At 67.7% G+C, this 22209-nt stretch carries 29 protein-coding genes; 21 read left to right on the top strand and 8 right to left on the bottom strand.

Annotated features, from left to right (window positions below):
- The gene (locus tag ABDK56_RS00165) at positions 1 to 849 is read right to left on the bottom strand and encodes a serine hydrolase (RefSeq protein WP_349806039.1); all 849 of its coding nucleotides are present in this window, start codon (positions 847 to 849) and stop codon (positions 1 to 3) included.
- Between the two features lie 269 nt (positions 850 to 1118).
- Here ABDK56_RS00165 and ABDK56_RS00170 point away from each other — a divergent pair, with 269 nt between their 5' ends.
- On the top strand, positions 1119 to 1463 hold the full coding sequence (locus ABDK56_RS00170; protein WP_349806040.1) for a hypothetical protein: 345 nt from the start codon (positions 1119 to 1121) through the stop codon (positions 1461 to 1463).
- Between the two features lie 30 nt (positions 1464 to 1493).
- Here the strand turns inward: ABDK56_RS00170 and ABDK56_RS00175 are convergent, their stop codons facing one another.
- The gene (locus ABDK56_RS00175; RefSeq protein ID WP_349806041.1) at positions 1494 to 2198 is read right to left on the bottom strand and encodes a hypothetical protein; all 705 of its coding nucleotides are present in this window, start codon (positions 2196 to 2198) and stop codon (positions 1494 to 1496) included.
- Between the two features lie 116 nt (positions 2199 to 2314).
- On the opposite strand from ABDK56_RS00175, the gene ABDK56_RS00180 reads away from it, so the two are divergent.
- From ABDK56_RS00180 to ABDK56_RS00205, 6 genes are all read left to right on the top strand, one after another.
- Entirely contained in the window at positions 2315 to 2578 is a 264-nt protein-coding gene (locus tag ABDK56_RS00180) for a lipoprotein (RefSeq protein WP_349806042.1), read from the top strand.
- 105 nt (positions 2579 to 2683) lie between these two features.
- Positions 2684 to 3421: a hypothetical protein gene (locus tag ABDK56_RS00185; RefSeq protein WP_349806043.1), complete on the top strand. Its 738-nt coding sequence runs from the start codon at positions 2684 to 2686 to the stop codon at positions 3419 to 3421.
- Positions 3422 to 3507: 86 nt separating this feature from the next.
- Entirely contained in the window at positions 3508 to 3969 is a 462-nt protein-coding gene (locus ABDK56_RS00190) for a hypothetical protein (protein WP_349806044.1), read from the top strand.
- 78 nt (positions 3970 to 4047) lie between these two features.
- Entirely contained in the window at positions 4048 to 4206 is a 159-nt protein-coding gene (locus ABDK56_RS00195; protein ID WP_349806045.1) for a hypothetical protein, read from the top strand.
- Positions 4203 to 4877 carry a hypothetical protein gene (locus ABDK56_RS00200; protein WP_349806047.1) on the top strand — a complete coding sequence of 225 codons (675 nt, stop codon included), beginning with the start codon at positions 4203 to 4205 and terminating at the stop codon, positions 4875 to 4877. Before ABDK56_RS00195 ends, ABDK56_RS00200 begins: the two co-directional genes overlap by 4 nt.
- A 91-nt stretch (positions 4878 to 4968) precedes the next feature.
- Positions 4969 to 5295, top strand: coding sequence for a PilZ domain-containing protein (locus ABDK56_RS00205; RefSeq protein ID WP_349806048.1), 327 nt, complete (start codon positions 4969 to 4971; stop codon positions 5293 to 5295).
- 93 nt (positions 5296 to 5388) lie between these two features.
- Here ABDK56_RS00205 and parE read toward each other — a convergent pair whose 3' ends face one another.
- A complete protein-coding gene (gene parE / locus ABDK56_RS00210; protein ID WP_349806050.1) occupies positions 5389 to 7377 on the bottom strand; it encodes a DNA topoisomerase IV subunit B in 1989 nt (662 codons plus the stop codon).
- Positions 7378 to 7520: 143 nt separating this feature from the next.
- Here parE and ABDK56_RS00215 point away from each other — a divergent pair, with 143 nt between their 5' ends.
- The 4 genes from ABDK56_RS00215 to ABDK56_RS00230 all read left to right on the top strand — a co-directional run bounded on the left by ABDK56_RS00215 (position 7521) and on the right by ABDK56_RS00230 (position 11190).
- Complete coding sequence (locus ABDK56_RS00215; RefSeq protein ID WP_349806051.1) at positions 7521 to 8093, top strand: J domain-containing protein; 573 nt, start codon at positions 7521 to 7523, stop codon at positions 8091 to 8093.
- 65 nt (positions 8094 to 8158) lie between these two features.
- A complete protein-coding gene (locus ABDK56_RS00220; protein WP_349806053.1) occupies positions 8159 to 8947 on the top strand; it encodes an N-formylglutamate amidohydrolase in 789 nt (262 codons plus the stop codon).
- Complete coding sequence (locus ABDK56_RS00225) at positions 8944 to 10146, top strand: peptidase MATCAP family protein (protein WP_349806054.1); 1203 nt, start codon at positions 8944 to 8946, stop codon at positions 10144 to 10146. Before ABDK56_RS00220 ends, ABDK56_RS00225 begins: the two co-directional genes overlap by 4 nt.
- Before the next feature lie 3 nt (positions 10147 to 10149).
- Positions 10150 to 11190, top strand: a complete 1041-nt coding sequence (locus ABDK56_RS00230; protein ID WP_349806055.1) for a glutathione synthetase — start codon at positions 10150 to 10152, stop codon at positions 11188 to 11190.
- A 12-nt stretch (positions 11191 to 11202) separates the two neighbouring features.
- Here the strand turns inward: ABDK56_RS00230 and ABDK56_RS00235 are convergent, their stop codons facing one another.
- Positions 11203 to 11883 (bottom strand): GcrA family cell cycle regulator, encoded by a 681-nt coding sequence (locus ABDK56_RS00235; RefSeq protein ID WP_349806056.1) that lies wholly within the window; start codon positions 11881 to 11883, stop codon positions 11203 to 11205.
- A 57-nt stretch (positions 11884 to 11940) separates the two neighbouring features.
- Between ABDK56_RS00235 and ABDK56_RS00240 the strand changes: the two genes are divergently transcribed.
- The 9 genes from ABDK56_RS00240 to queE all read left to right on the top strand — a co-directional run bounded on the left by ABDK56_RS00240 (position 11941) and on the right by queE (position 18904).
- Positions 11941 to 12768 carry an ABC transporter permease gene (locus ABDK56_RS00240; protein ID WP_349806058.1) on the top strand — a complete coding sequence of 276 codons (828 nt, stop codon included), beginning with the start codon at positions 11941 to 11943 and terminating at the stop codon, positions 12766 to 12768.
- 164 nt (positions 12769 to 12932) lie between these two features.
- A complete protein-coding gene (locus tag ABDK56_RS00245; RefSeq protein ID WP_349806059.1) occupies positions 12933 to 13433 on the top strand; it encodes a hypothetical protein in 501 nt (166 codons plus the stop codon).
- A 143-nt stretch (positions 13434 to 13576) separates the two neighbouring features.
- Positions 13577 to 14764, top strand: a complete 1188-nt coding sequence (locus tag ABDK56_RS00250) for an aspartate aminotransferase family protein (protein ID WP_349806060.1) — start codon at positions 13577 to 13579, stop codon at positions 14762 to 14764.
- On the top strand, positions 14761 to 15696 hold the full coding sequence (gene argF, locus ABDK56_RS00255; RefSeq protein WP_349806061.1) for an ornithine carbamoyltransferase: 936 nt from the start codon (positions 14761 to 14763) through the stop codon (positions 15694 to 15696). Before ABDK56_RS00250 ends, argF begins: the two co-directional genes overlap by 4 nt.
- A gap of 37 nt (positions 15697 to 15733) precedes the next feature.
- Positions 15734 to 16636: an Hsp33 family molecular chaperone HslO gene (hslO, locus tag ABDK56_RS00260; RefSeq protein WP_349806063.1), complete on the top strand. Its 903-nt coding sequence runs from the start codon at positions 15734 to 15736 to the stop codon at positions 16634 to 16636.
- A gap of 57 nt (positions 16637 to 16693) precedes the next feature.
- Positions 16694 to 17074: a DUF3617 domain-containing protein gene (locus tag ABDK56_RS00265; protein ID WP_349806064.1), complete on the top strand. Its 381-nt coding sequence runs from the start codon at positions 16694 to 16696 to the stop codon at positions 17072 to 17074.
- 158 nt (positions 17075 to 17232) lie between these two features.
- On the top strand, positions 17233 to 17583 hold the full coding sequence (locus ABDK56_RS00270; RefSeq protein WP_349806065.1) for a DUF3147 family protein: 351 nt from the start codon (positions 17233 to 17235) through the stop codon (positions 17581 to 17583).
- Positions 17550 to 18275, top strand: a complete 726-nt coding sequence (gene queC, locus ABDK56_RS00275; protein WP_502959256.1) for a 7-cyano-7-deazaguanine synthase QueC — start codon at positions 17550 to 17552, stop codon at positions 18273 to 18275. The genes ABDK56_RS00270 and queC overlap by 34 nt, the downstream gene beginning before the upstream one ends.
- Positions 18272 to 18904 carry a 7-carboxy-7-deazaguanine synthase gene (gene queE, locus ABDK56_RS00280; RefSeq protein WP_349806067.1) on the top strand — a complete coding sequence of 211 codons (633 nt, stop codon included), beginning with the start codon at positions 18272 to 18274 and terminating at the stop codon, positions 18902 to 18904. The genes queC and queE overlap by 4 nt, the downstream gene beginning before the upstream one ends.
- An 85-nt stretch (positions 18905 to 18989) precedes the next feature.
- Here queE and ABDK56_RS00285 read toward each other — a convergent pair whose 3' ends face one another.
- Positions 18990 to 19217 carry a hypothetical protein gene (locus ABDK56_RS00285; RefSeq protein ID WP_349806068.1) on the bottom strand — a complete coding sequence of 76 codons (228 nt, stop codon included), beginning with the start codon at positions 19215 to 19217 and terminating at the stop codon, positions 18990 to 18992.
- Between the two features lie 86 nt (positions 19218 to 19303).
- A complete protein-coding gene (gene lipB / locus ABDK56_RS00290; protein WP_349806069.1) occupies positions 19304 to 19963 on the bottom strand; it encodes a lipoyl(octanoyl) transferase LipB in 660 nt (219 codons plus the stop codon).
- 81 nt (positions 19964 to 20044) lie between these two features.
- Here lipB and ABDK56_RS00295 point away from each other — a divergent pair, with 81 nt between their 5' ends.
- Entirely contained in the window at positions 20045 to 20848 is an 804-nt protein-coding gene (locus ABDK56_RS00295) for a hypothetical protein (protein ID WP_349806070.1), read from the top strand.
- Here ABDK56_RS00295 and hemF read toward each other — a convergent pair.
- Both hemF and ABDK56_RS00305 read right to left on the bottom strand, forming a co-directional pair.
- Complete coding sequence (gene hemF, locus ABDK56_RS00300) at positions 20845 to 21696, bottom strand: oxygen-dependent coproporphyrinogen oxidase (RefSeq protein ID WP_349806071.1); 852 nt, start codon at positions 21694 to 21696, stop codon at positions 20845 to 20847. The two genes, ABDK56_RS00295 and hemF, sit on opposite strands and share 4 nt — an antisense overlap.
- Positions 21693 to 22142 carry a tRNA (cytidine(34)-2'-O)-methyltransferase gene (locus ABDK56_RS00305; protein ID WP_349806072.1) on the bottom strand — a complete coding sequence of 150 codons (450 nt, stop codon included), beginning with the start codon at positions 22140 to 22142 and terminating at the stop codon, positions 21693 to 21695. Before ABDK56_RS00305 ends, hemF begins: the two co-directional genes overlap by 4 nt.
- Between the last annotated feature and the right edge of the window lie 67 nt (positions 22143 to 22209).

Here is a 22209-nt window from a genome sequence, read left to right on the forward strand (position 1 = left end):
CTACTGGGTCGCGTAGGTCGAATAGCCGAACGGGTTTTTAAGCGAGTTGAGGAAACCGTCGTAGATCGTCCGCGCGGCCTGCGCGATCGTCGCCGGGCGGTTGTTGCCCTTGCGGGTGAAGATCGCGATCGCGAGGCGACGCCCGTCGGGCAGGGTAATGAAGCCGACGTCGTCGGCGAGCCCGGTCAGCGTCCCGGTCTTGTGCTCGACCGGGGTTCCCCACGGCAATAGCGCGCGCATCCGGTTCTTCCCCGTCTCGCAGCTCGCCATCAGCGACAGGATGAACGAGCGGCTCGACGGTTGCAGCAACGACCCGCGATCGAGCATGCGCAGCATCTGGACCATCGCCTTGGGCGTCGCGCTGTCGCGCACGTCGTGAAGGTCGCGGCGCGCGGCAAGCAGCTGCGCGATGGTGCGATCGATGCGAAGCCCGGTGACTCCCTTGGTCGCAAGCCACGACTGGACGAAGCGCGGCCCGCCGAGATTGCCGAGCACCATGTCGGTCGCGACATTGTCCGAATGAATTAGCATCCGGCCGATCAACACGCGCGCGGGCACGCCCTTGATCGTGTCGTCGAGGCTTCGGCGCCCGGCCTCGACCTGCGCCATATAGTTGGAGGCGATCGCAACCTTGACCGTCGAAGCCATCGGGAAGGGGGTGTCGCCGTGGATGCTGACCAGCTCGCCCGAATTGAGGTCGAGCGCGGCGATCCCGATGTTGCCGGGATTGGCGGCGGCGATGGCCGAGAGCTGCTGTTCGAGCGTCGCGAGCCGGGGCGGCGCCTCCGCCAGCGCGGGCTGCGCGGCCAGCAGGGCGAGCGATGCGAAGAACAGCCGCGCCTTGATCATCGTCGTCTTCGTTCCCTTCTACGACAGGCACTCGTCACAGCGGGCCCGAAACCACGCCGCGAACCGATCGAAAGGCCTGTCCCCCACCTCGTAGGACAATGGTTAACGAGGAATGAAATCGAGCGACGAAGCGCAAGAGTCGTGCGGTGAGCCGAGAGTCTCGCTCGGCGAAGCGAGTCCAAATCCGTGTCGGCGGAGTAACGACGGCAACAAGCGCCGAGGCGGCGAGTTTGAGGCGGCGAGTGCGGGGTGCGTTACAGGAGCTGAACATGATCAAGTCCATTCTCGCCGTCACCACTGCTGCGATCGCCTTCACCGCGATCCCGGCCGAAGCCCGCACCTATTCGAACGTCGTCGCGTGCAGCGGCTGGCGCGATGGGCAGTGCACCAGCTGGAACCGGCTGACGAACAAGCAGGCCCGCGAGGTCAGCGTCGGCACCGTGTTCGGGCCGAACTACACCTACTACAGCGCCTATGACACGCTGCCGCAGGCGGTCGTGACCCAGTATGGCCTGACCGACCAGTCGCGCTATGTCACCGCGAACGGCTACATCTACGTGGTCGATCCGACGAGCTATGCGGTAACCAAGGTCATCACCCTTCCGGCCCAGTAAGTCCGCGAGGCAGGCGGTGGACGTCCTCGCTTACGCGAGGATGTTCACCGCCCGTGCCGCCACCAGCGCGAGCGTCAGCAGCGACACCGCGCTTTCGGTCATCATCAACAGCTTCGCGCGCGCGGTCAGCGGCAGCGTGTCGGTCGGCGAGAAAGCCGTCGCGTTGGTGAATGACAGGTAGAGATAGTCGACGAATCCAGGGCTCCAGCAGTCGCGCAGTTGGTCGATCTGCATCTGCGGAAACAGGAAATCGTCCTTGTCGAAAATGCACAGGTGCGACGACGGCGGTCCGCCGCGGTCGATCGACCAGTACCATAGCGAAAAGGCGATGACGTTGGTCAGCCAGATATTCATCGCGTCGAGCAACAGGCTCACCCCCTCGATCTTGGCGTGACCGCCGAGAAGAACGCTCACGAGCGCGATCAGCGCGAAGAAATTCCCGATCGAGATCAGCGCGGTCAGCGCAATCGCCGCGCGTCGGATCCAGCGCCGGTGACGGGCGATCGTCTCCCAGTGCGCGTCGGTCTCCGCGTCGCGCACCTGCTGCTGCGCCCAGGCAGTCGCAAAAGCGAGCGGGACGAGCAGCAGCCCTTCGAGCGCCGGAAACAACCCTCGCGGACCGACCACGAACTGCCGATTGACGATCGCCAACTGGAGCGCAGCGATCACTACGACCGCCAGCCGCGCATACCAGAAATCGAGTGAATGGGTGTGGATCGACTTAAGATGTTTCATCGGGAGCGAGCCCTTAATCGCGTCCTTTCCTCGCGTCGACGGGAAGATGGGAACGCTCTCGCAACGATTGCGTTAGCGAGAGCAGGAGCAGGGGTGAAAAAAAGGAGGAAAGCAACATGAAGAAGCTATTGCTTGCGGCTGGCGCGACATTCGTGCTGGCGGCCTGCGCGACGACCGCGCCCCCGGTGACCTGCGCCGACGGCACCACGGTCGCGGCGGGTCAGCCTTGTCCGCCGCCCCCGCCGCCGCCTCCGCCGCCCCCGCCGCCGCCGGTCACCTGCCCGGACGGAACGACGGTCCCGGCCGGCACCACCTGCCCGGTCCCGCCGCCCCCGCCGCCGCCCCCGGCGCCGGCGCCCACCTCGGGCGAGCGCGGCTAACATCCGAGCTAATCGACGGCGCGGGTTCGCAAGAGCCCGCGCCGTCTTTTTGCCCGCGACTGGCCCTGTGCTAAAGCCGTCCCTGAAGCAGGGACGGGGGCGTCGATGCGGTTCAGTGTACCCAAGCCATTGCATGGTTGGCGCGGCTTCGTTGGCGAAGTGGGGATCATCGTGCTCGGCGTGTTGATCGCCATGGCGGCGCAGCAATGGGCGCAGGATCGCAGCGACCGCGAGCAAGTCGACACGGCGCTCGCCGCCTTGAAGGTCGAGATCAAGGACCATGTCGATCATGCCGTCGAAATCGAGACGGTGGCGCCCTGTGTAGGAGCGCAGATCGACGCGATTGAGCAGCGACTTGCGCGCGGCGAGGGAACGATCCCCCGGTACACCGACAACGTCGTTCGCAGCTTCTTCGTGCTTCGCATGCCCTCGCGAAGCTGGAGCTCGAGCGCGTGGGAGTCGGTCAAGGCGGTTGACACGCTCCGGCGCCAACAGCCGGCGCTCGCCAACCGGATCTACAATTATTACGGACAGGTTGGCGAACAGCACGAGACGACGATCCGCAGCGCCTCGCTCAATGCGCGGCTGAATGCGCTCGCGACGATGATGCCCTCGGCATCCGAACGGCTCCATTTCGTCGAAATCGCGGAAGAGCTGCGCGATGATGTCGCGTCGCTTGATCTCGTCGCCGGGCAAACGCTCGATACGCTCGCCAAAGCCCGGCTGTTGCCCGCGCTCCCCGACCGCGCCACGTTGCGAAAGCACAGCGGGACCCTGCGATTTTGCGAGACGCACGGGCTGGTGCTCGCGCCGGTTCGCGCGCCGAACCCGCAGGAGGGTTAGCGGATGACCTTTCGCCGCGCCGTTATGCTCCTCGCCATCGGTCTCGCGATCGGGATCGTGGTCTTTTTCGGCAAACGGCCTTGAGAATGCGGGTGCGCGCGCCTCGCCCGCTGCACGGCTGGCGCGGATTCGCCGGCGAGGTCGGGATCATCGTGCTCGGCGTCATGATAGCGCTGGCGGCGAACAGCATCTACGACGATTGGCACTGGCGGCAGGTCCTGGCCGACGAGCGGCAGGCGCTTAACGACGAAGTCGCCGCCAATTACGGGGCAGAGATGGTCCGAGTCGCCCAGCAGGGGTGCATCGACCGTCGGCTGGCCGACCTCGCCCGCGTGTTCGAGCGACAGCGTTCCGGGCAAGCGCTCGGCATTTTCGCGCCGATCGGTCGTCCGACGACGTTCACCGGGGGCGAAGGCGCCCTCCAAATGGCAATGGCCGACGAGTCTCTGACGCACATGCCGCTCACGGAAAAGCAGGCCTATTTCGAAGTCTCTTACAATTATCAGCTCTTTCGAACGGCAGCGACCGAAGAGCGTTCCGCGTGGTGAGCGCTTCAACGCATCGACGACTGGCAATCGCTCGAGCCCACCGATTGGCGGGATTTGCGAAAGGCGTACAGCGATGCCGTGGACGCCAACCGGGTCCTTGAAAACAACCTCATTCTCAACAGCAAAGGCGGCTGGCTGACAGGTTACCCAAAATTCGGCCGTATGCCGATCCCCGCCAAGGTGGCTGCCGATATCCCCTGGGTCCGGCGCATGTGCAGCCCGGCGGTGAGCCCGTGAGCGTGCGCGTGCCGCGCCCGCTGCACGGTTGGCGCGTCTTTCTGGGAGAGGTCGGGATCATCGTGCTCGGCGTGCTGCTGGCGCTCGGTGCGCAGCAGCTGGTCGAGGACTGGCACTGGCGCGGCGACGTCGCCGAATTCCGGGCTTCGGTGCGCGACGAAATCGAGCATGACCTGTGGACCTATCCGTTTCGCGCGCAGCAAAAGGGCTGCATCGAGCGCCGGCTCGACGAGCTCCAGCGTTGGCTCGACGGCTGGCGCGGGGGGCGACCGGCGAGGCTCACCGGGCCGATCGGGATCCCGGCCTCGCTGGTGATCTACACCAGCGCGTGGGACAGCCGCGACGCCGCGACCCTCTCGCACATGCCGCGTGCCGAGGTGCTCGGCTACGGCGACCTCTACAGCGAATTCGCGAACAGCGAGGTGCATCGGCTCGACGAGCGGGCGGCATGGATCGAGCTGGCAAGCTTCGACGGCGTGACCGAACTGACCCACGAGGACCAGATGAAGTTGCAGGGTCTGATCAGCCGGGCGCGTCTCCGCGACATGCGGATCGACAGCAATTACGCGCGGTTTGCCAAGCGCGCCGCCAGGATCGGCCTACATCCGGTCGCGATCGACGACACGGCGCCGATCGACCCCGCGATCTGCAAGGCCGTGCTGCGACGTTGAGGCGAGTCTCGTCCATCGCGGCTCGCGTCTTCAGCTTTTGGCAGCATTCGCGAATTAGGATGAGGCGAAGATGACCCAAAGCGCTTCCTCCTTGTCCAGCGACCCCTTCGCCGATCGCCGCGCCGCGCCGCGCGTAACGGTAGCACTGCCGGGGTTCATGACCGTGGCGGGGCGCCGTTCGTCGGTGCAACTGCTCGACGTGTCGGCGGGCGGGGCCAAGCTCGCCACGGCCGAAGCGCTGGCGGCCGGGACGGTGGTCGACCTCGATTGCGGGACGGTCCGGCGGCAGGCGACGGTGCGGTGGGGCGGCGGCGGGACGGTCGGCGTGTCGTTCGACCGAGACCTCGACGCGCGTGAGACGGCCGCGCTGGTCGAACGGTCGACGGCGCTCGCGGCGAGGATGCATCCCGCCGGTTGATCTAGCGCCGCAGGAGGAACGCCGCGGCGATTCCACGAGGAGCGTACTTTCTGGCGAGGTCGTTGCCTGACCTCGGTCGACCCTGGCTGGAGGTCAGACGTCGATCGCCTCTTCCTCGAGGCTGGCGGCGTTGTTTTGGATGAACTGGAAGCGGTGGGCGGGGTCCTTGCCCATCAGCCGCTCGACGAGGTCCTTGACCGGCTGGCGGTCCTGATATTCGCCCGGCAGCGTGATGCGGATCAGCGAGCGGGTCGCCGGGTCCATCGTCGTTTCCTTGAGCTGTCCGGGGTTCATCTCGCCAAGCCCCTTGAACCGAGACACCTCGACCTTCTTGCCCTTCAATTCGCCCGCCTCGAGCTCGGCGCGATGGGCATCGTCGCGCGCGTACCAGCTCCTGGCGCCGACGGTCAGCCGGTAGAGCGGCGGCTGGGCGAGATAGAGGTGGCCCCGGCGCACCAGCTCGGGCATTTCCTGGAAGAAAAAGGTCATCAGCAGCGTGGCGATATGCGCGCCGTCGACGTCGGCGTCGGTCATGATCACCACCCGCTCGTAGCGCAGCGCCGCCTCGTCGAATTTGTCGCGCGTCCCGCAGCCGAGCGCGAGGCCGAGGTCGGCGATCTCGCTGTTGGCGCGGATCTTGTCGGCGGTGGCGCTGGCGACGTTAAGGATCTTGCCGCGGATCGGCAGGATCGCCTGCGTCTTGCGGTTGCGCGCCTGCTTGGCCGAGCCGCCCGCGCTGTCGCCCTCGACGATGAACAGCTCGGTCCCGGCGGGGTCGTCCGACGCGCAGTCGGTGAGCTTGCCGGGAAGGCGCAGCTTGCGCGCGCTGGTCGCGGTCTTGCGCTTGACCTCGCGCTCGGCGCGGCGCTTGAGCCGCTCGTCCATCCGCTCGATCACCGCGCCGAGCAGCGCGCGCCCGCGGTCCATGTTGTCGGCGAGATAATGGTCGAAATGGTCGCGCACTGCCGCCTCGACGAACCGGGCCGCCTCGAGACTGGTCAGCCGGTCCTTGGTCTGGCTCTGGAAATGCGGGTTGCGGATGAACACGCTGAGCATGATCTCGGCGCCGTCCATGACGTCGTCGGGGATGATGTCCTTGGCGCGCTTCTGCCCGATGAGCTCGGCGAAGGCGCGCACCCCCTTGGTCAGCGCGGCGCGAAGCCCCGCCTCGTGAGTCCCGCCGTCGGGGGTCGGGATGGTGTTGCAATAATAGTCGCGAACCGGCGCGTCGCTCCACAGCGGCCACGCGGCCGCCCACTCGACCGAGCCCTGCGCGTCAGGAAAGTCCTGCTTGCCGGTGAAAGGCGGGGTGGTGAAGGTCTCGCGCCCGGTCAACTGCTCGGCGAGATGGTCGGCGAGCCCGTTGGCGAACTGGAAGGTCGCGGTCTCGGGCACCGCCTCGGAGGCGAGCGACGGGTCGCAGCGCCAGCGGATTTCGACCCCGGCGAACAGATAGGCCTTCGACCGCGCGAGCCGGTAGAGACGCCCCGGATCGAACGCCGCCTCGGAGCCGAAGATTTCCGGATCGGGAGTGAAGGCGACGCTGGTGCCGCGCCGGTTGGGGGCGGCGCCGATCTCTTCGAGTGGCGACGTCGCGTTGCCGCGCGCGAACGACTGGCGGTAGAGTTTCCTGTCGCGGGCCACCTCGACGACCGTCTCGGTCGACAGCGCGTTGACGACGCTGACCCCGACGCCGTGGAGCCCGCCCGAGGTCGAATAGGCCTTTCCCTCGAATTTCCCGCCCGAATGGAGCGTGGTCAGGATCACCTCGAGCGCCGACTTGCCCGGATATTTGGGATGCTCGTCGACTGGCATGCCGCGCCCGTTGTCGGTGATCGTCAGCCGGTTTCCGGGCTCGAGCATCACGTCGATGCGGCTGGCGTGGCCGGCGACCGCCTCGTCCATGCTGTTGTCGAGCACTTCGGCGGCGAGGTGGTGGAGCGCGCGCTCGTCGGTCCCGCCGATATACATGCCGGGGCGGCGGCGGACGGGCTCGAGCCCCTCGAGCACCTCGATCGCGCTGGCGTCGTAATTCGACGAGGCGGAAGGGGCGGCGGAACCGGAATCGAACAGGTCGGACATGGTCCGAACGGCTATAGGGGCGGCGCGGCGCGGCTGCCAAGGGAGCGTCCGCCGAACCAGGCGGAAAAGTGCCGGGACGCTCCGCCCCGTCGGGTCGGGCCCGCCGTTTGGCATCTTTCCGAGATCGGTCTAGATTGGCGGCCATGCCGGGGGGCCAGGACTTCGTCGATTATTATGCCGTGCTTGGGGTCACGCCTTATTGCGACGCCAAGACGCTCGAGGCGGCGTTTCACCGGCTCGCGAAGAACACCCACCCCGATCATAGCGGCAATGACGACATCGACGCGTTCAGCGCGGCGACCACCGCCTATCGAATCCTGCGCGATCCCGAGCGACGGGCGGCCTATGACGAACGTTTCTTCAACGGCCAGATCCCGCCGTCGCCCGAATATACCGCCGGCGACGATCACGACAGCCAGGTCGCCGACGCGATCCGCGACGCGGACGACCAGGCGCGAATCCTGATGGCCCTGTACCGCAAGCGGCGCGAGGCCGCGCAGGACGCGGGAGTCGTCCCCTATTACCTCCAGAAGTTGCTCGGCTGTTCGGACGAGCATTTCGAATTCCATAAATGGTATCTGAAGGAAAAAGGGCTGATCGTCGGGACCGAGCAGGGCACGATCGCGATCACCATCGCCGGCGTCGACCATGTCATCGCCATGTCGCGCGGCGAGCGGGCCGAGCAGCTCCGCCTCGGCGCGCGGGAAAAGGACTAGTCCGTTCGGCGCCGGGCAGGGCCGCCCCGGGTGAAACCTTCGCGCGGCTGATGCGCTTGCCTGTCATGGCCGACGACTCACCCTGGTTCCGAACTGCCCGCGGCACGGGCGCGGTGGTCGCGACTGCGATCCACGACGGCTCCGCGGTCCGGCCCGAGGCGCTGGCGGCGATGGCGCTGGGACAGGCGGACCGGCTGCGCGAGGAAGACCCGTTCACCGGCCAGGCGGTCGTCGGCGTGCCCAATCACCTGGTCGTCAACCGTTCGCGGTTCGAGGTCGATATCAACCGGTCGCGCGAAACGGCGATCTACAAGACCCCCGAGCAGAGCTGGGGCCTAAAGGTGTGGAAGGCCGAGCCCGACGCGACGCTGTGCGACGACGGGCTGACGATCCACGACGCCTATTATTCGGCGTTAAAGGCGATGCTCGACGACCTCGCGCGGACCCATTCGAAGTTCGTCCTGCTCGATGTGCACAGCTACAACCATCGCCGGGGCGGGGCTGGGGAAGCGCCGACCCCGCAAGCCGAGGCCCCCGACATCAACATCGGCACCTTTTCGATGCCGCGTGACGAATGGGAATGGCTGCTCGACCCGCTGATCGAGACGATGCGCGGGTTCGACTTCGCCGGGCGCAGGCTCGACGTGCGGGAGAATGTCGCGTTCGAGGGCAAGGGCGAGCAGACCCGGTTCGTCCACGCGACCTACCCCGGGGTCGGTTGCGCGATCGCGATCGAATTCAAGAAAATCTACATGGACGAATGGACGGGGAAGCCCGACCCGGCCTGCCTGGCGGCGATGCGCGGGCTGATCGACGCCGTCGCCGCGCACGCGCAACAGCTGCTCGACCGATGAGCGCGACGGCGACGATCGTTCCCGGCCACCGCGACCGCGACCGGCTCGTCACCGCCTGCAACGAGGCCGACGCGCAGCTTCACGCGGTGTCGTGCTCGTTCGATTTCCTGCTGTGCGTGACCCCGACCAATATTGTCGAGGCGATGGAGGCGTTCCTCGCGGCGGACGGGCGCGAGGCGCCGCGCTTCGTCTACCGCGACCTGCCGATCGACCCGGCGGCGACCCAGCGCGACTTGCAGGCGATCGACTTCGCGCACCTCCACGAGCCGCTGGTCGAAGGGCTGCTGCTCGAAAAGCGGCGCGAGCTCCATCTTCAGCTCGACCTGCTGTGTGCGCGCGGAACGAGGGAGTTCCGAACGCTCGGCGAGACGCTGTACGGCGGGGTGAGCGACGCGCTGCTGGAGCAGGCGCGCGCGATCCTGGCACGAGTTCCATCACGCGAGGAAAAATCGCCGGTGGTTGACGCGATCGAGATCGCCAGCCGCGCCAGGGCGCTGGTCGACCATTATCGCGCGCTCGACCCCGCGTTCGCGCCGACGATCGAGATTCGCGACGATGTCGCCGGGCTGATGGTCAATTATCCCACGCTCCGCATCGCCGCGAGCAGCCGGGTCGCCGAGCGACGGGTCGATCCGCTGCTGGCGCACGAAATATCGGTGCACCTGCTGACCGGGCACAACGGCGCGCACCAAGGGCTGTCGCTCTTCTCGACCGGGCTCGCGGGTTACGAGGAAATCCAGGAAGGGCTCGGGGTGTTCGCCGAATGGGCGGTCGGTGGGCTCACCGTGCCGCGATTGCGGCTGCTCGCGGGGCGGGTGGTCGCAGTCGACGCGATGCTTGGCGGGGCCGACTTCGGCGAAACCTACCGGCTGCTCCACGCCGAGTACGGCCTCGGCCGGCGCCGCGCGTTCCAGATCGCCGCGCGGGTCCATCGCGGCGGCGGGCTGGCCAAGGACGCCATCTACCTTCGCGGTTTCGAGCGGGTGATGGAGTGGGTCGCCGACGGCGGTTCGCTCGACCCCTATTGGCGCGCCAAGATCGCCCCGGTGCACGTGCCGGTGCTCGACCGATTGGCCGACCAGGGGCTGGTCGGTCCGGCGCGGCTGACTCCCGAATTCCTCGACCGCAAGGACACCGCCGCGCGCATCGCGCGCTTTCGCGCCGACCCGACGCGCGCCCTCGACCCGCAACCGGAGTAAGCCATGCGCATCGCCTTTTTCATCAACGACCTCGAACGCGAGCATCCCAATTTCGCGACCACCTTCCTCGCATGGCAGGCGCGGCAGCGGGGGCACGAGGTCTGCTACGTCACCCCCGGCGACTGGCTGCTCGATTCGGCCGACTGCCTCGCCGCGCACGTGATCGACGTGCCCGTGGGCAAGTCGAAGGACCATGGCGCCTTTTTCAAGCTGCTGAAGCGTGCCGAGCGGCGCAAGATCGACATGGCCGAGGTCGACGTGCTGTTTCTCCGTTCGGATCCCTCGCTCGACGCGACCGATGCGCCATGGGCGGCGGAAAGCGGCATCCTGTTCGGTCGCGAGGCGGTCAAGCGCGGGGTGCTGGTGGTCAACGACCCCGACAGCCTCGGGCGCGCGACCAACAAGCTCTATTTCCAGGGCTTCCCGCGCGAGGTCCGGGCCGAGACGATCATCACCCGCAACAGCGACGACATCCGCGAGTTCGCGGCCCGGCACAAGGGCCAGATCATCCTGAAACCGCTGCAGGGATCGGGCGGGAGCGGGGTGTTCAAGGTTGATCCGGGCAACGCCGACAACATGAACCAGATGATCGAGGCGATCAGCCGCGACGGCTATGTCATCGCCCAGGCCTATGTCGACGCGGCCAAGCGCGGCGACATCCGGCTGTTCCTGATGAATGGGGTGCCCCTACAGGTCGACGGCAAATATTGCGCGCTTCGGCGCGAACAGGCGAAGGGCGACATCCGCTCGAACATTCACGCGGGCGGCACCGCCAAGCCGGTCAAGATCACCGAGACCGAGCTTCGTGCCGCCGAAGTGATCCGGCCAAAGCTGATCGACGACGGCATGTTCCTCGTCGGCATCGACATCGTCGGCGACAAGATCCTCGAGGTGAACGTCTTCTCGCCGGGCAACCTCGTCAGCTGCTCGCAGATGGCGGGGGTCGATTTCTCGGTCCCGATCCTCGCCGCGCTGGAACGCAAGGTCGCGATCCGCGGCGACTACGCCCACGACTTCACCAACCGGCACTTGGCGACGATCTAGTCGCCGGTCGGCCTAGCGGACGCGCGGGCCGCCGTAGGGAAGGGGCGGCGGCGGGCGGCGGTCGCGGCGCGGAAGTTGTGCCTGGTAGGCGACCCCGCAATGCTGGACGCAATAGGGATAGCCCGGGTTGGCCGCCTGTCCGCAGAAGTGGAAGTCGGGCTCGCCCGGATGCCCCATCGGCCAGCGGCAGACGCGGTCGTTGAGGTCGAGCAGGCTGGTCTTGTCGGCGACCTCGGCCGACGGCTTGGCCGGGACCAGCCGGCGCGGCGGGGCAGGGGGAATCGGCGCCTGCGTGTCGCCGGGTCCCTGCCGGATGAAGCCGCCGGGGCCGACCGAGCGATACTGGATCGCGGCCGGGTCGCCCTTGGGCGCGGGGCGCGGCGCCGCCGAGGCGGGGGCAGCGGGCGCGGCCGAGACGGGGGCCGGCGGCGGCACGGCGGGGGCGGCGCGCGGGGGCGCGGCCGGGCGCGGGCGCGGCGCAGCGGCAGGCGCGGCCGCCTTGGCGGGCTTGGGCGCGGCCTTTTCTTCGCCAGGCTTGACCGGCGAGGGGCGCGACTCGAGCCCGAGGCGGTGCGCCTTGCCGATCACCGCGTTGCGGCTGACCCCGCCGAGCTCGTCGGCGATCTGGCTGGCGGTCGCGCCCTCGGCCCACATTGCTTTCAGGCGATCGATCCGTTCGTCGGTCCAGCTCACGATGTCCGTCTTCCTAAATGTTGCGAGTTCGCGCGGCAGCCGATAGGCGCTTTCCGCGTGAACGACCAGCTATCCTCCTGGGTCCGGGCTGAACCCGGCGTCCCCACCCTCAAGGGCGTCAACTGGGGTGGCCTCAGGACCCTCTATATCAAGGAGGTGCGCCGGTTCTTCAAGGTCAAGATGCAAACCGTCTGGGCCCCCGCGATCACGACGCTGCTCTACCTGGTCATCTTTACCGTCGCGCTCGGGCGGCAGGGACGGACGGTGCTCGGCGTGCCCTTCGCCGATTTCATCGCGCCGGGGCTCATCATGATGGGGATGCTCCAGAACAGCTTCGCCAACGCGAGCTTCAGCCTGATGGTCGGCAAGATGCAGGGGACGATCGTCGACTATCTGATGCCGCCGCTGTCGACCGGAGAGCTGATCGCGGCGCTGGTCGGGGCGGCGGTCAGCCGCGCCTTCCTGGTCGGCGGCGCGGTCTGGCTGGTGATGCTGCTGTGGCCGGGCGTCCACGTCTCGGTCGCGCACCCGCTGGCGGTGGCGTGGTTCGGCCTGATGGGGGCGATGCTGCTCGCCTTCCTCGGCGTGCTGACCTCGATCTGGGCGGACAAGTTCGACCAGGCGGCGATGGTCACCAACTTCGTCGTCACCCCGCTGTCGCTGCTCAGCGGCACCTTTTACTCGGTCGACAAGCTGGCCCCCGCGTTTCGCGCGGTGAGCCATGTGAACCCGTTCTTCTATATCATCTCGGGGTTCCGCTTCGGCTTCCTCGGCGAGGCCGACTCGCCGATCATGGTCGGCGCGGTCGGGCTGCTGGTGCTCAACACCGCGCTCGCGGCCGCCTGCTACGCGCTGCTGAAAAGCGGGTGGAAGATCAAGAATTAGGCGCGGTTTCGCCCGCCTTCCGCGATGAACCGCGGACAACGTCTCGTTTTATCAAGAAGTTAGGTCGTTTCGCCTCGTGAACGGCAGCTAACGACCCCATTCAGCGTTCTCCCAGCAGCACGCGCCTAGAACGGCGCCATCACTTGCTCAAAGGAGAGCGTATCATGCGTAAGTTGCTCATCACCGCCGCCATTGCCGCCGCCTCGACGGTCGCGATCGCCGCGCCGGCCTCGGCCCAATATTACCAGGGCTACAACAGCGGCTACGGCTACAACAACGGCTATGGCTACAACAGCTACGGCAACGGGCAGAACCTGCAGTATCGGGTCCAGGCGGTTCGGCAGCAGATCCAGCAGCTCGCGGCGCGCCGTTTGCTTTCGTGGAACGAGGCCCGCGGCCTCGACCGCCAGGCGATCCGGCTGCAGTACCAGATCCAACGTGCCGCCTATAACGGCGTCAACTGGCAGGAGCGCCGCAACGCCGAGTACCAGCTCGCCAGCCTCGAGCGCCGCGTGCGCATGGAAGCGCGCGACATGAACGGCCGCTACGGGTACAACAACGGCTACGGCTACAACAACGGCTATGGCTACAACAGCTATGACCGGGACCGCGACGGCCGCGACGACCGGTACGAGGACGACCACGGCTACGAGCGCGACCGCTAAGCGCTCGAACCCGAAAGGAGGGGCGGGGCTCGATCGGGCCCCGCCCCTTTCTTTTGCCTTCGCGGGCGGCGCTCGTTATAGGCGCGAAGAGGCGGCCTTGCGGTCGCCTTTTCACCTTTTCGCCCGATGAGAGGTCCCTGCAAATGGCCATTACGCCGCTGATGCCCGTCTATCCCCGTTCGCCGGTCCGGCCGGTCCGAGGGGAGGGGGTCTATCTCTACGGCGAGAATGGCGAACAATATCTCGATTTCGCCAGCGGCATCGCGGTCAACCTGCTCGGGCACGGCCACCCGCACCTGACCCAGGCGATCCAGAAGCAGGCCGAGACGCTGATCCACGTCTCCAATCTCTACGGCTCACCGCAGGGCGAGGCGTTCGCCAAGCGCTTGTGCGACCTCACCTTCGCCGACACGGTGTTCTTCACCAACTCGGGGGTCGAGGCGGTCGAATGCGCGATCAAGACCGCGCGCCGCTATCATTTCGCCGGCGGCAACCCGCACAAGAACACGCTGATCACCTTCAACAACGCCTTCCATGGGCGAACGATGGCGACGATCAGCGCGACCGACCAGCCGAAGATGATCGACGGGTTCGCGCCGCTTCTGCCGGGCTTCAACGTCGTCCAGTTCGACGACCTCGACGCGGCGCTGGCGGCGGTCGACGACAATACCGCGGGCTTCCTGCTCGAGCCGATCCAGGGAGAGGGCGGCATCCGCCCGGCGTCGAAGGAGTTCATCGCCGGGCTGCGCAAATGCTGCGACGAGAACGACCTGATGCTGTTGTTCGACGAGGTCCAGTGCGGGGTCGCGCGCACCGGCTATCTCTACGCCTACGAATATTATGGCGTGACCCCCGACATCATGGCCTCGGCCAAGGGAATCGGCGGCGGCTTCCCGATGGGCGCCTGCCTCGCGAGCGAGAAAGCGGCGCGCGGCATGGTCGTCGGCACCCACGGCTCGACCTACGGCGGCAACCCGCTGGCGATGGCGGCGGGGCAGGCGGTGTTCGACATCGTCGCGAACGAGGCGTTCCTCGCCGACGTGCGAGCCAAGGGCGAGCGGTTGCGCAGCGCGCTCGAGCAGATGATCGGCAACCACGACCAGCTGTTCGAAGGGGTGCGCGGCGTCGGGCTGATGCTCGGGCTCAAGATGAAGACCGACAGCCGCGCCTTCGTCACCTGGCTCCGCACGCAGGGCATCCTGCTGGTCGCGGCGGGCGACAATGTCGTCCGCGTGCTTCCGCCGCTGGTGATCGAGGACGCGCATATCCAGGAATTCGTCGGCAAGCTGAGCGAGGCGGCGGCGGCCTACCAGGTCCCCGAAGCGGCATGACCGCCCGGCCGCGCCATTTCCTCAACCTCGCCGACGCGGGTGGCGAGGCGGTTGCGCTGATGCTCAACGAGGCGATGGAGCGCAAGCAACGCCGCGCGGGCAAGCCGAAGGGCGCGCCCGACGACGATGCGCCGCTCGCCGGCCATGTGCTGGCGATGATCTTCGAGAAGAACTCGACCCGTACGCGGGTCAGCTTCGACCTCGCGATGCGCCAGCTCGGCGGCAGCGCGATCATCCTCGATTCGGGCTCGTCGCAGCTCGGCCGCGGGGAGACGATCGCCGACACCGCGCGCGTGCTCAGCCGCTTCGCCGACGCCATCATGATCCGCACCGACGCCCACGCCAAGGCGGTCGCGCTGGCCGAATATGCCAGCGTGCCGGTGATCAACGGGCTGACCGACTTGTCGCACCCGTGCCAGCTGCTCGCCGATATGCAGACGGTGATCGAACATCGCGGGCGGCTGGCGGGGACCAAGTGGGCGTGGCTCGGCGACGGCAACAACGTCTGCAATTCGCTGATCGAGGCTGCCTACCTGATGCATTTCTCGCTCGCGGTAGCCTGCCCCAACGGGTTCGAGCCCGACGACACCATGTCGGCGCTGGCCGCGACCCGCGACGAGATCTGCTTCACCGAGGACCCGGCCGAGGCGATCGCCGGGGCCGAAGTGGTGGTCACCGACACCTGGACCTCGATGGGGCAGGACGGCGAGGATTATCGGCGCAAGGCATTCGCGCGCTTCCAGGTCGACGAGGCGATGATGGCGCACGCGAAGGACGATGCGACGCTGCTCCACTGCCTCCCTGCGCATCGCGGCGAGGAAGTGACCGACGCGGTGCTGGACGGGCCGAACTCGGTGGTGTGGGACGAGGCTGAAAACCGGCTCCATGCCCAGAAGGCGCTGCTGCTGTGGCTGTTCGGGAAGCTCGACTGAGGTTGCAAGCGGGCCCCGCGCTGCCCATCTGCGCGGCATGACCGACACGCCGACCCTGATCGACGCCGCGCTCGGCGTCACCGTTCCCTCGCGCCATGCCCGGGGGCGCGTGGCGCGGCTCGGGCCGGCGCTCGACGCCATCCTCGCCAACCACGCCTATCCGCCGGTGCTCGAAACGCTGCTTGCCGAGGCGCTGGTGCTGACCGCGCTGCTCGGCTCACTGCTCAAGGACCCGAACGGCCAGCTGACGCTCCAGGCGCAGACCGAGAATGGCGTGATCGACCTCTTGGTAACCGATTATCGCGGCGGGCAGCTGCGCGGCTATATCCGCCACGATGCCGAGCGACTGGCCGAGGCCGGGCCGAACCCGACGCTGTTCGGCCTGTTCGGGAAAGGCTATCTGGCGATTACCTTCGACCAGCCGGCGTCGAACGAGCGCTACCAGGGCATCGTCCCGCTCGACGGAATCGGGCTGGCCGAGGCGGCGCAGAGCTTCTTCGCCCAGTCGGAGCAGATTCCCTCGATCGTCCGCCTCGCCGCGCGAAAGGACGAAGCGGGCTGGGTCGCGGGCGGGCTGATGTTCCAGCACCTGCCCGACGGCGAGGAGGGGCGCGAGCGGCTCCATACCCGGCTCGACCACCCCGAGTGGCCGCATGTCGCGACGCTCACCGGGTCGGTCACTGCCGACGAGCTGGTCGATCGCACCCTCCCGCTTCACGATCTCGTCTGGCGGCTGCTCCACGAGGAGGAGGAAGTGCGAACGCTCGCCCCGCTGGCGCTCGCCAAGGGCTGCCGCTGCGACCCGGCCTATGTCGCCTCGGTGCTCGCGCGCTTCCCCGCCGAGGAGCGCGCGGCGATGGTCGGCGACGACGGGCTGATCCGGGTCGACTGCGAATTCTGCGCGACCAGCTTCCCGGTCGAGCCCGAAGCGGTCGGATGAACCGTCTTGGAGTCGACATTAGGCGGGTCTAAATAGGGCTAGGTCAGGAGTCGGACGATGAAGTCACTCTTCCTCATCGCGGCGGCAGCCCTGCTGACGGCCGGCTCAAGCCCCGGCGCGCTCGCGGGCGTCGACGGCGGCGCGTGGGAAGTCGGCAAGTCGGCCGACGGGCACGACGCGACCAAGGTTTGCATCGCCGACCCGATGCAGCTTGCCCAGTGGGAGCATCGCGGCGGCCGCTGCTCGCGAGTCGTCCTGAGCGACAGCGGCAACAAGGTCGTGGTCCAGTTCACCTGCGCCGACGGCGCGTTCGGCCGCAGCGACATCGAGGTGCTGACCCCGCGCACGCTGCGCATCGCGACCCAGGGGATCTCGGGCGGCTATCCCTTTCAGTACACGCTTCATGCCCGTCGCGACGGGGCCTGCGCGCCGCATTAAGCTGGCGTTTACCTTGTTCGACGTAGGAATATCACGTGCTTTTGAGGAAGCACGCTTTCCTCCCTGACGAGCGGTCCGTCCGTTCGTAACTCGGGCCGCTCCCGTCACTGGGCCAGCGGCCCTTCTTTTTGGTGACGGGCGCGGCTAAGGCGCGGCGCATGTTCGGTTTTCTGGCGAAGGCGGCCTTTTCGGGCCTGACGGTGGCGCTGGTCACGGTAGTGGCAAAGCGCCATCCCGGCTGGGGCGGGCTGCTCGCCAGCCTGCCGCTGACCTCGCTGCTGGCGATCTCGCTGCTGTGGGTCGATACGCGCGACCCGGCGAAGGTCGGCCAGCTGTCGACCGGGATCGCGCTGTTCATCCTGCCCTCGCTCCCCTTGTTCTTCGTCCTGCCCGGGCTGATGCGCGCGGGCGTCGGCTTCTGGATCGCGTTGGGAATGTCGGTCGCGCTGACGCTGGCGCTCTACGCCCTGTTCTTCTGGGCGATGCCGCGCCTCGGGGTGAAGCTGTGAGCGCGAGGCAGGCCGTCGTCCTCTTGTCGGGCGGGCTCGACTCGATGGTCTGCGCGGGTCTCGCGCGCGAGGCGGGATATGACGTGCTCGCTTTGACCGTCGACTATCGCCAGCGCCACCGGGTCGAACTCGACGCGGCGCGGCGGATCGCCGCCGATCTTGCGCTGCGCCATATCGTCCTGCCGCTCGACCTTAGCGCGTTCGGCGGGTCGGCGCTGACCGACGACAGCATCGCCGTGCCCAAGGATGGGGTCGGCGCCGAGGGCGACGGCGGGATCCCGGTGACCTACGTCCCCGCGCGCAACACCGTCTTCCTCAGCCTCGCGCTCGCCTGGGCCGAGGCGGCGGGGGCGCGCGACCTGTTCGTCGGGGTCAACGCGCTCGACTATTCGGGATATCCCGATTGCCGCCCCGCCTTCGTCGAGGCGTTCGAGGAGCTCGCCAACCGCGCGACCAAGGCGGGGGTCGAGGGCGACCGCTTCACCGTCCACGCGCCGCTGCTTCACCTCACAAAGGCCGACATCGCGCACGAGGCGGCACGGCTCGGGCTCGACGCCGGGCTCAGCCACAGCTGCTACGACCCCGCCGCCGACGGCGGGGCTTGCGGGGAATGCGACGCCTGCCGGTTGCGGGCGAAAGGGTTCACCGACGCGGGGCTGCCCGACCCGACCCGCTACGCGCCCGGAAAATGAGCTACGCGGTCAAGGAAATATTCCTCACGCTCCAGGGCGAGGGGATGCAGGCCGGCGCGCGCGCAGTGTTCCTGCGCTTTGCCGGCTGCAACCTGTGGAGCGGGCGCGAGGCCGACCGGGCAAGCGCGATCTGCCGCTTCTGCGACACCGATTTCGTCGGGACCGACGGTCCGGGCGGGGGCAAGTTCGCCGACGCCGAGGCGCTCGCCGAGGCGGTCGCGGCCGCGTGGGGCGACGGCGAGGGCGAGCGACTGGTAGTGATTACCGGGGGCGAGCCGATGCTCCAGCTCGATGCGCCCCTGCTGGGCGGGCTCCACGCCCGCGGTTTCCGCGTCGCGGTCGAAAGCAACGGCACGCTGCCCGCGCTCGCCGGAATCGACTGGCTGTGCGTCAGTCCCAAGGCGGGGAGCGAGGTGGTGCAGCGGTCGGGCGACGAGCTCAAGCTGGTCTGGCCGCAGGAAGGGATCGATCCCGAAGCGCTGGAACGCTGGGACTTCGCCAACTTCCTCGTCCAGCCGATGGATTGTGCCAAGCGCGAGGCGGCGGTGGCAGCGTCGATCGCGCTGGTCATGGCGCGGCCGCGATGGCGGCTCAGCCTGCAGACCCACAAGCTGCTCGGGCTGCCCTGATCGTCCCATGCGAAAAGGGCCGCCGGATCGCTCCGGCGGCCCTTCATGCATCGATTTTCCGCCGGGCGAACCCGGAGGAAGTCGATTACATGGCGTTGTTCGACATCGTGTTCGACGCGTTCATCGACATGTTGGCATCCATCGCCATGTTGGCGTCCGCATTGGCGGTCGCGTCGACGGCGGTGGTGTCGTTGGCGGCGGCGTTCTCGGTGGTGAGCGTCGCGTCAACGTTCATGGTGTTTTCAGCGGCTTCGTTCTTGCTGCAAGCCGAAACCGCCAGGGCCGCCGTGGCGACCAGGATAAGAGCACGCATTCTAAACTCCCTTGATAATTGGATCTGCTACGGTGTTGCCCCGCATCACAAATCGGGCGGCACCATAGAGGCACGGGCGCAAAGCCTCAACTTTTTTGTCCAATTTCGGACAAGGCGTTGAGAAACGGCGGGAATTCGGCCTCCAGGAAATGATCTAACGTCTCAAGCGTCGCCGATGTTCCAAGCCTGTCGAGGCTGGTCACACCGTAATCGGCGATTCCGCACGGCACGATTCCGCCGAAATGCGACAGGTCGGGGGCGACGTTGATCGACAGCCCGTGCATCGTGACCCAGCGGCGGACGCGGACGCCGATCGCGCCGATCTTGGCCTCGTCGGCCCCCTTGCCGGTCCAGATGCCGATCCGCCCCGGCTCGCGCCGCGCCTCGACCCCCAGCCGGGCGAGCGAGGCGATCATCCAGCCTTCGAGCGCGTGGACGAAGTTGCGGATGTCCTTGCCGCGCTTCTCGAGGTCGAGCACGAGATAGACCACTCGCTGGCCGGGGCCGTGATAGGTGTAGCGCCCGCCGCGCCCCGCCTCGAACACCGGGAAGCCCAGCGGATTGTAGAGTTCGGCCGGGTCGGCGCTGGTCCCCGCGGTGAACAGCGGCGGATGCTCGAGTAGCCACGCGAGCTCGCGCGCGCTGTCCGCGCGGACCGCGGCGGCGCGTTCCTCCATCGCCGTCAGCGCGGACGGGTAGGGGGTGAGGCCGGGGCTGACCCGCCATTCGACGCCGTCGATCTCCATCGTGGCTGCCAGATGGGCGAGGCGAGGGCGATTGCCAAGCTCGGCCGCGGCGCTAAGGCTGGCGTAAAGCGGGAGGACAGGGTGCGAAAGATTTCGATCGGACAGGCGTGGACCGAGAGCCTCGCCTTCCTCGGCGCCGAGGGGCGGATTGTGTGGGCGGTCGCGCTCGCGCTGATCGCACTTCCCGCGGCGCTGATCGAATCGGTCGCCCCCAGCGCCGGCGCGGCCGCGTCGCCGCCGATCTGGTTGTCGCTGCTCAATTTCGTCCTGACGCTGGTCATGCTCGTCGGCCAGCTTGCGTTAACCCGCCTCGCGCTCCGTCCGGGTGAGAGCGCAGGCGGGGCGCTGGCGCTGGCGTCGCGGCGCATCTGGCCGCTGTTCGGGGCGATGCTGCTGGTCATCGCCCCGGCGGTTGTCATCCTGTCGATCCTGCTCGTCGCGCTGGTCGGCGCCACGCCGAGCCCGCAAGCGCTGGCGACCAACCCCGCCTCCGCGCTGGTGCTGTTCGTGACTGTCGTCCTGTTCGTCTGGTTCGGTGCGCGCGTGATCATGATCACGCCGACGGCGATGAACGAGCGCGGCGGCCCGGTCGTCCTGCTTCGCCGCGCCTTCGCGCTGTCGCGCGGCAACCTGCTGCGGATCCTCGCCTTCCTGCTGTTGTTCGGCGCGACGGTGCTCGTCTCGCTTTACGTCGTCACGGGGATCGTCGCCCCCGCCATCGGCCTGCTGCTCGGGCCGGTGACCTCGCTGAGCCCCGCGGCGCTGGTCGGCGGCCTGCTGGTGGGGCTGGTGCAGATGGGGGTCGCGGTCATCAACGGGGTCATGACTGCGCGGCTTTACGCGCAGGCCAATGCGACCGCCGGTGACAGCTGGGGCGCGGCCTAGGCCCAGCGCGCCAGCGGCGGCAGGCTCATCAGGATCGCGTCGACATTGCCCCCGGTCTTGAGCCCGAAGGTGGTGCCGCGGTCGTAGAGCAGGTTGAACTCGACGTAGCGCCCGCGAAATTCGAGCAGCCTCTCGACATCCGAATCGTCGAAGGCCTGCTCCATCCGCTTGCGGACGATCGCGGGGAAAGCGTCGAGGAACGCCTCGCCGACGTCGCGGGTGAAGGCGAAATGCGGCTCGAACAGCGGCGCCTCGGCGAACAGCCGGTCGTAGAAGATTCCGCCGACCCCGCGCGCGACACCTCGATGCGGAAGCCAGAAATACTCTTCGGCCCACTTGGCGTAGCGTTCGTAATAGGTCGGGTCGTGCGCGGCGCAGGCGGCACGGAGCCGGGCGTGGAACGCTTCGGTGTCCTCGTCGTAGGCAATCGCCGGGTTGAGATCGGCGCCGCCGCCGAACCAGCGCCGGGTCGTGCACAGGAAGCGGGTGTTCATGTGCACCGCGGGGACGTGCGGGTTGGCCATGTGCGCGACCAGGCTGATCCCGGTCGCGAAGAAGCTCGGGTCCTCCTCGGCGCCGGGGATCGCCTTGGCGAACTCGGGACTGAACCGGCCGCCGACGGTCGAGACGTTGACCCCGACCTTTTCGAACACCTTGCCCTTCATCTGGCCGCGGACGCCGCCTCCGCCGGGCGTGCCGTCCTCCTCGGTCCGGTCCCACGGAATATACTCGAACGCCGCGTGGCTCCCTGCCTCGCGCTCGATCGCCTCGAACGCGGCGGTGATCCGGTCGCGGAGGCTTTCGAACCAGTCGCGGGCGGCCTGTTGCTGATCGTCGAGCGGCTTCATTCGGGAAGACCCTGTGTCTGGCGAAGTGCCTCGCCGAGGGCGAGGGTCACCGAGGTGGCAAGATTGAGCGAGCGGACCTCGCGGCGGATCGGGATTCGCAGCCGCTCGTCCACGGACAAGGCGACATGGGCCGACACGCCGGCGCTTTCCTTGCCGAACACCAGATTGTCGTCGGGCGCGAAGGCGAAGTCGTAGGGCGAGGCCAGCCCCCTGGTCGTGAACAGGATCCGCCGTCCTTTCCGGCCGGTGCTCCAAGCCCCCCACGAGGCGAAGCGGGTCACCTCGACATGGTCGATATAGTCCATCGCGGTGCGGCGGACCCGGCGGTCGTCCCATTCAAACCCCATCGGCTCGATCAGGTCGACCGGGGCGCCAAGGCACGCGCCGAGCCGCATCACCGCGCCGACGTTGCCGGCGATTTCGGGTTCGAACAGCACGATCCGCATCGCCGCCTCGCTTAGGCAGTGGAAGGGATGGCCGCAAGCGTCCGCAATTTTGCCGTTTGCAAGGGCG

It is taken from the genome of Sphingomonas sp. ASV193, from assembly GCF_040203355.1.
Taxonomy (GTDB): domain Bacteria; phylum Pseudomonadota; class Alphaproteobacteria; order Sphingomonadales; family Sphingomonadaceae; genus Sphingomicrobium.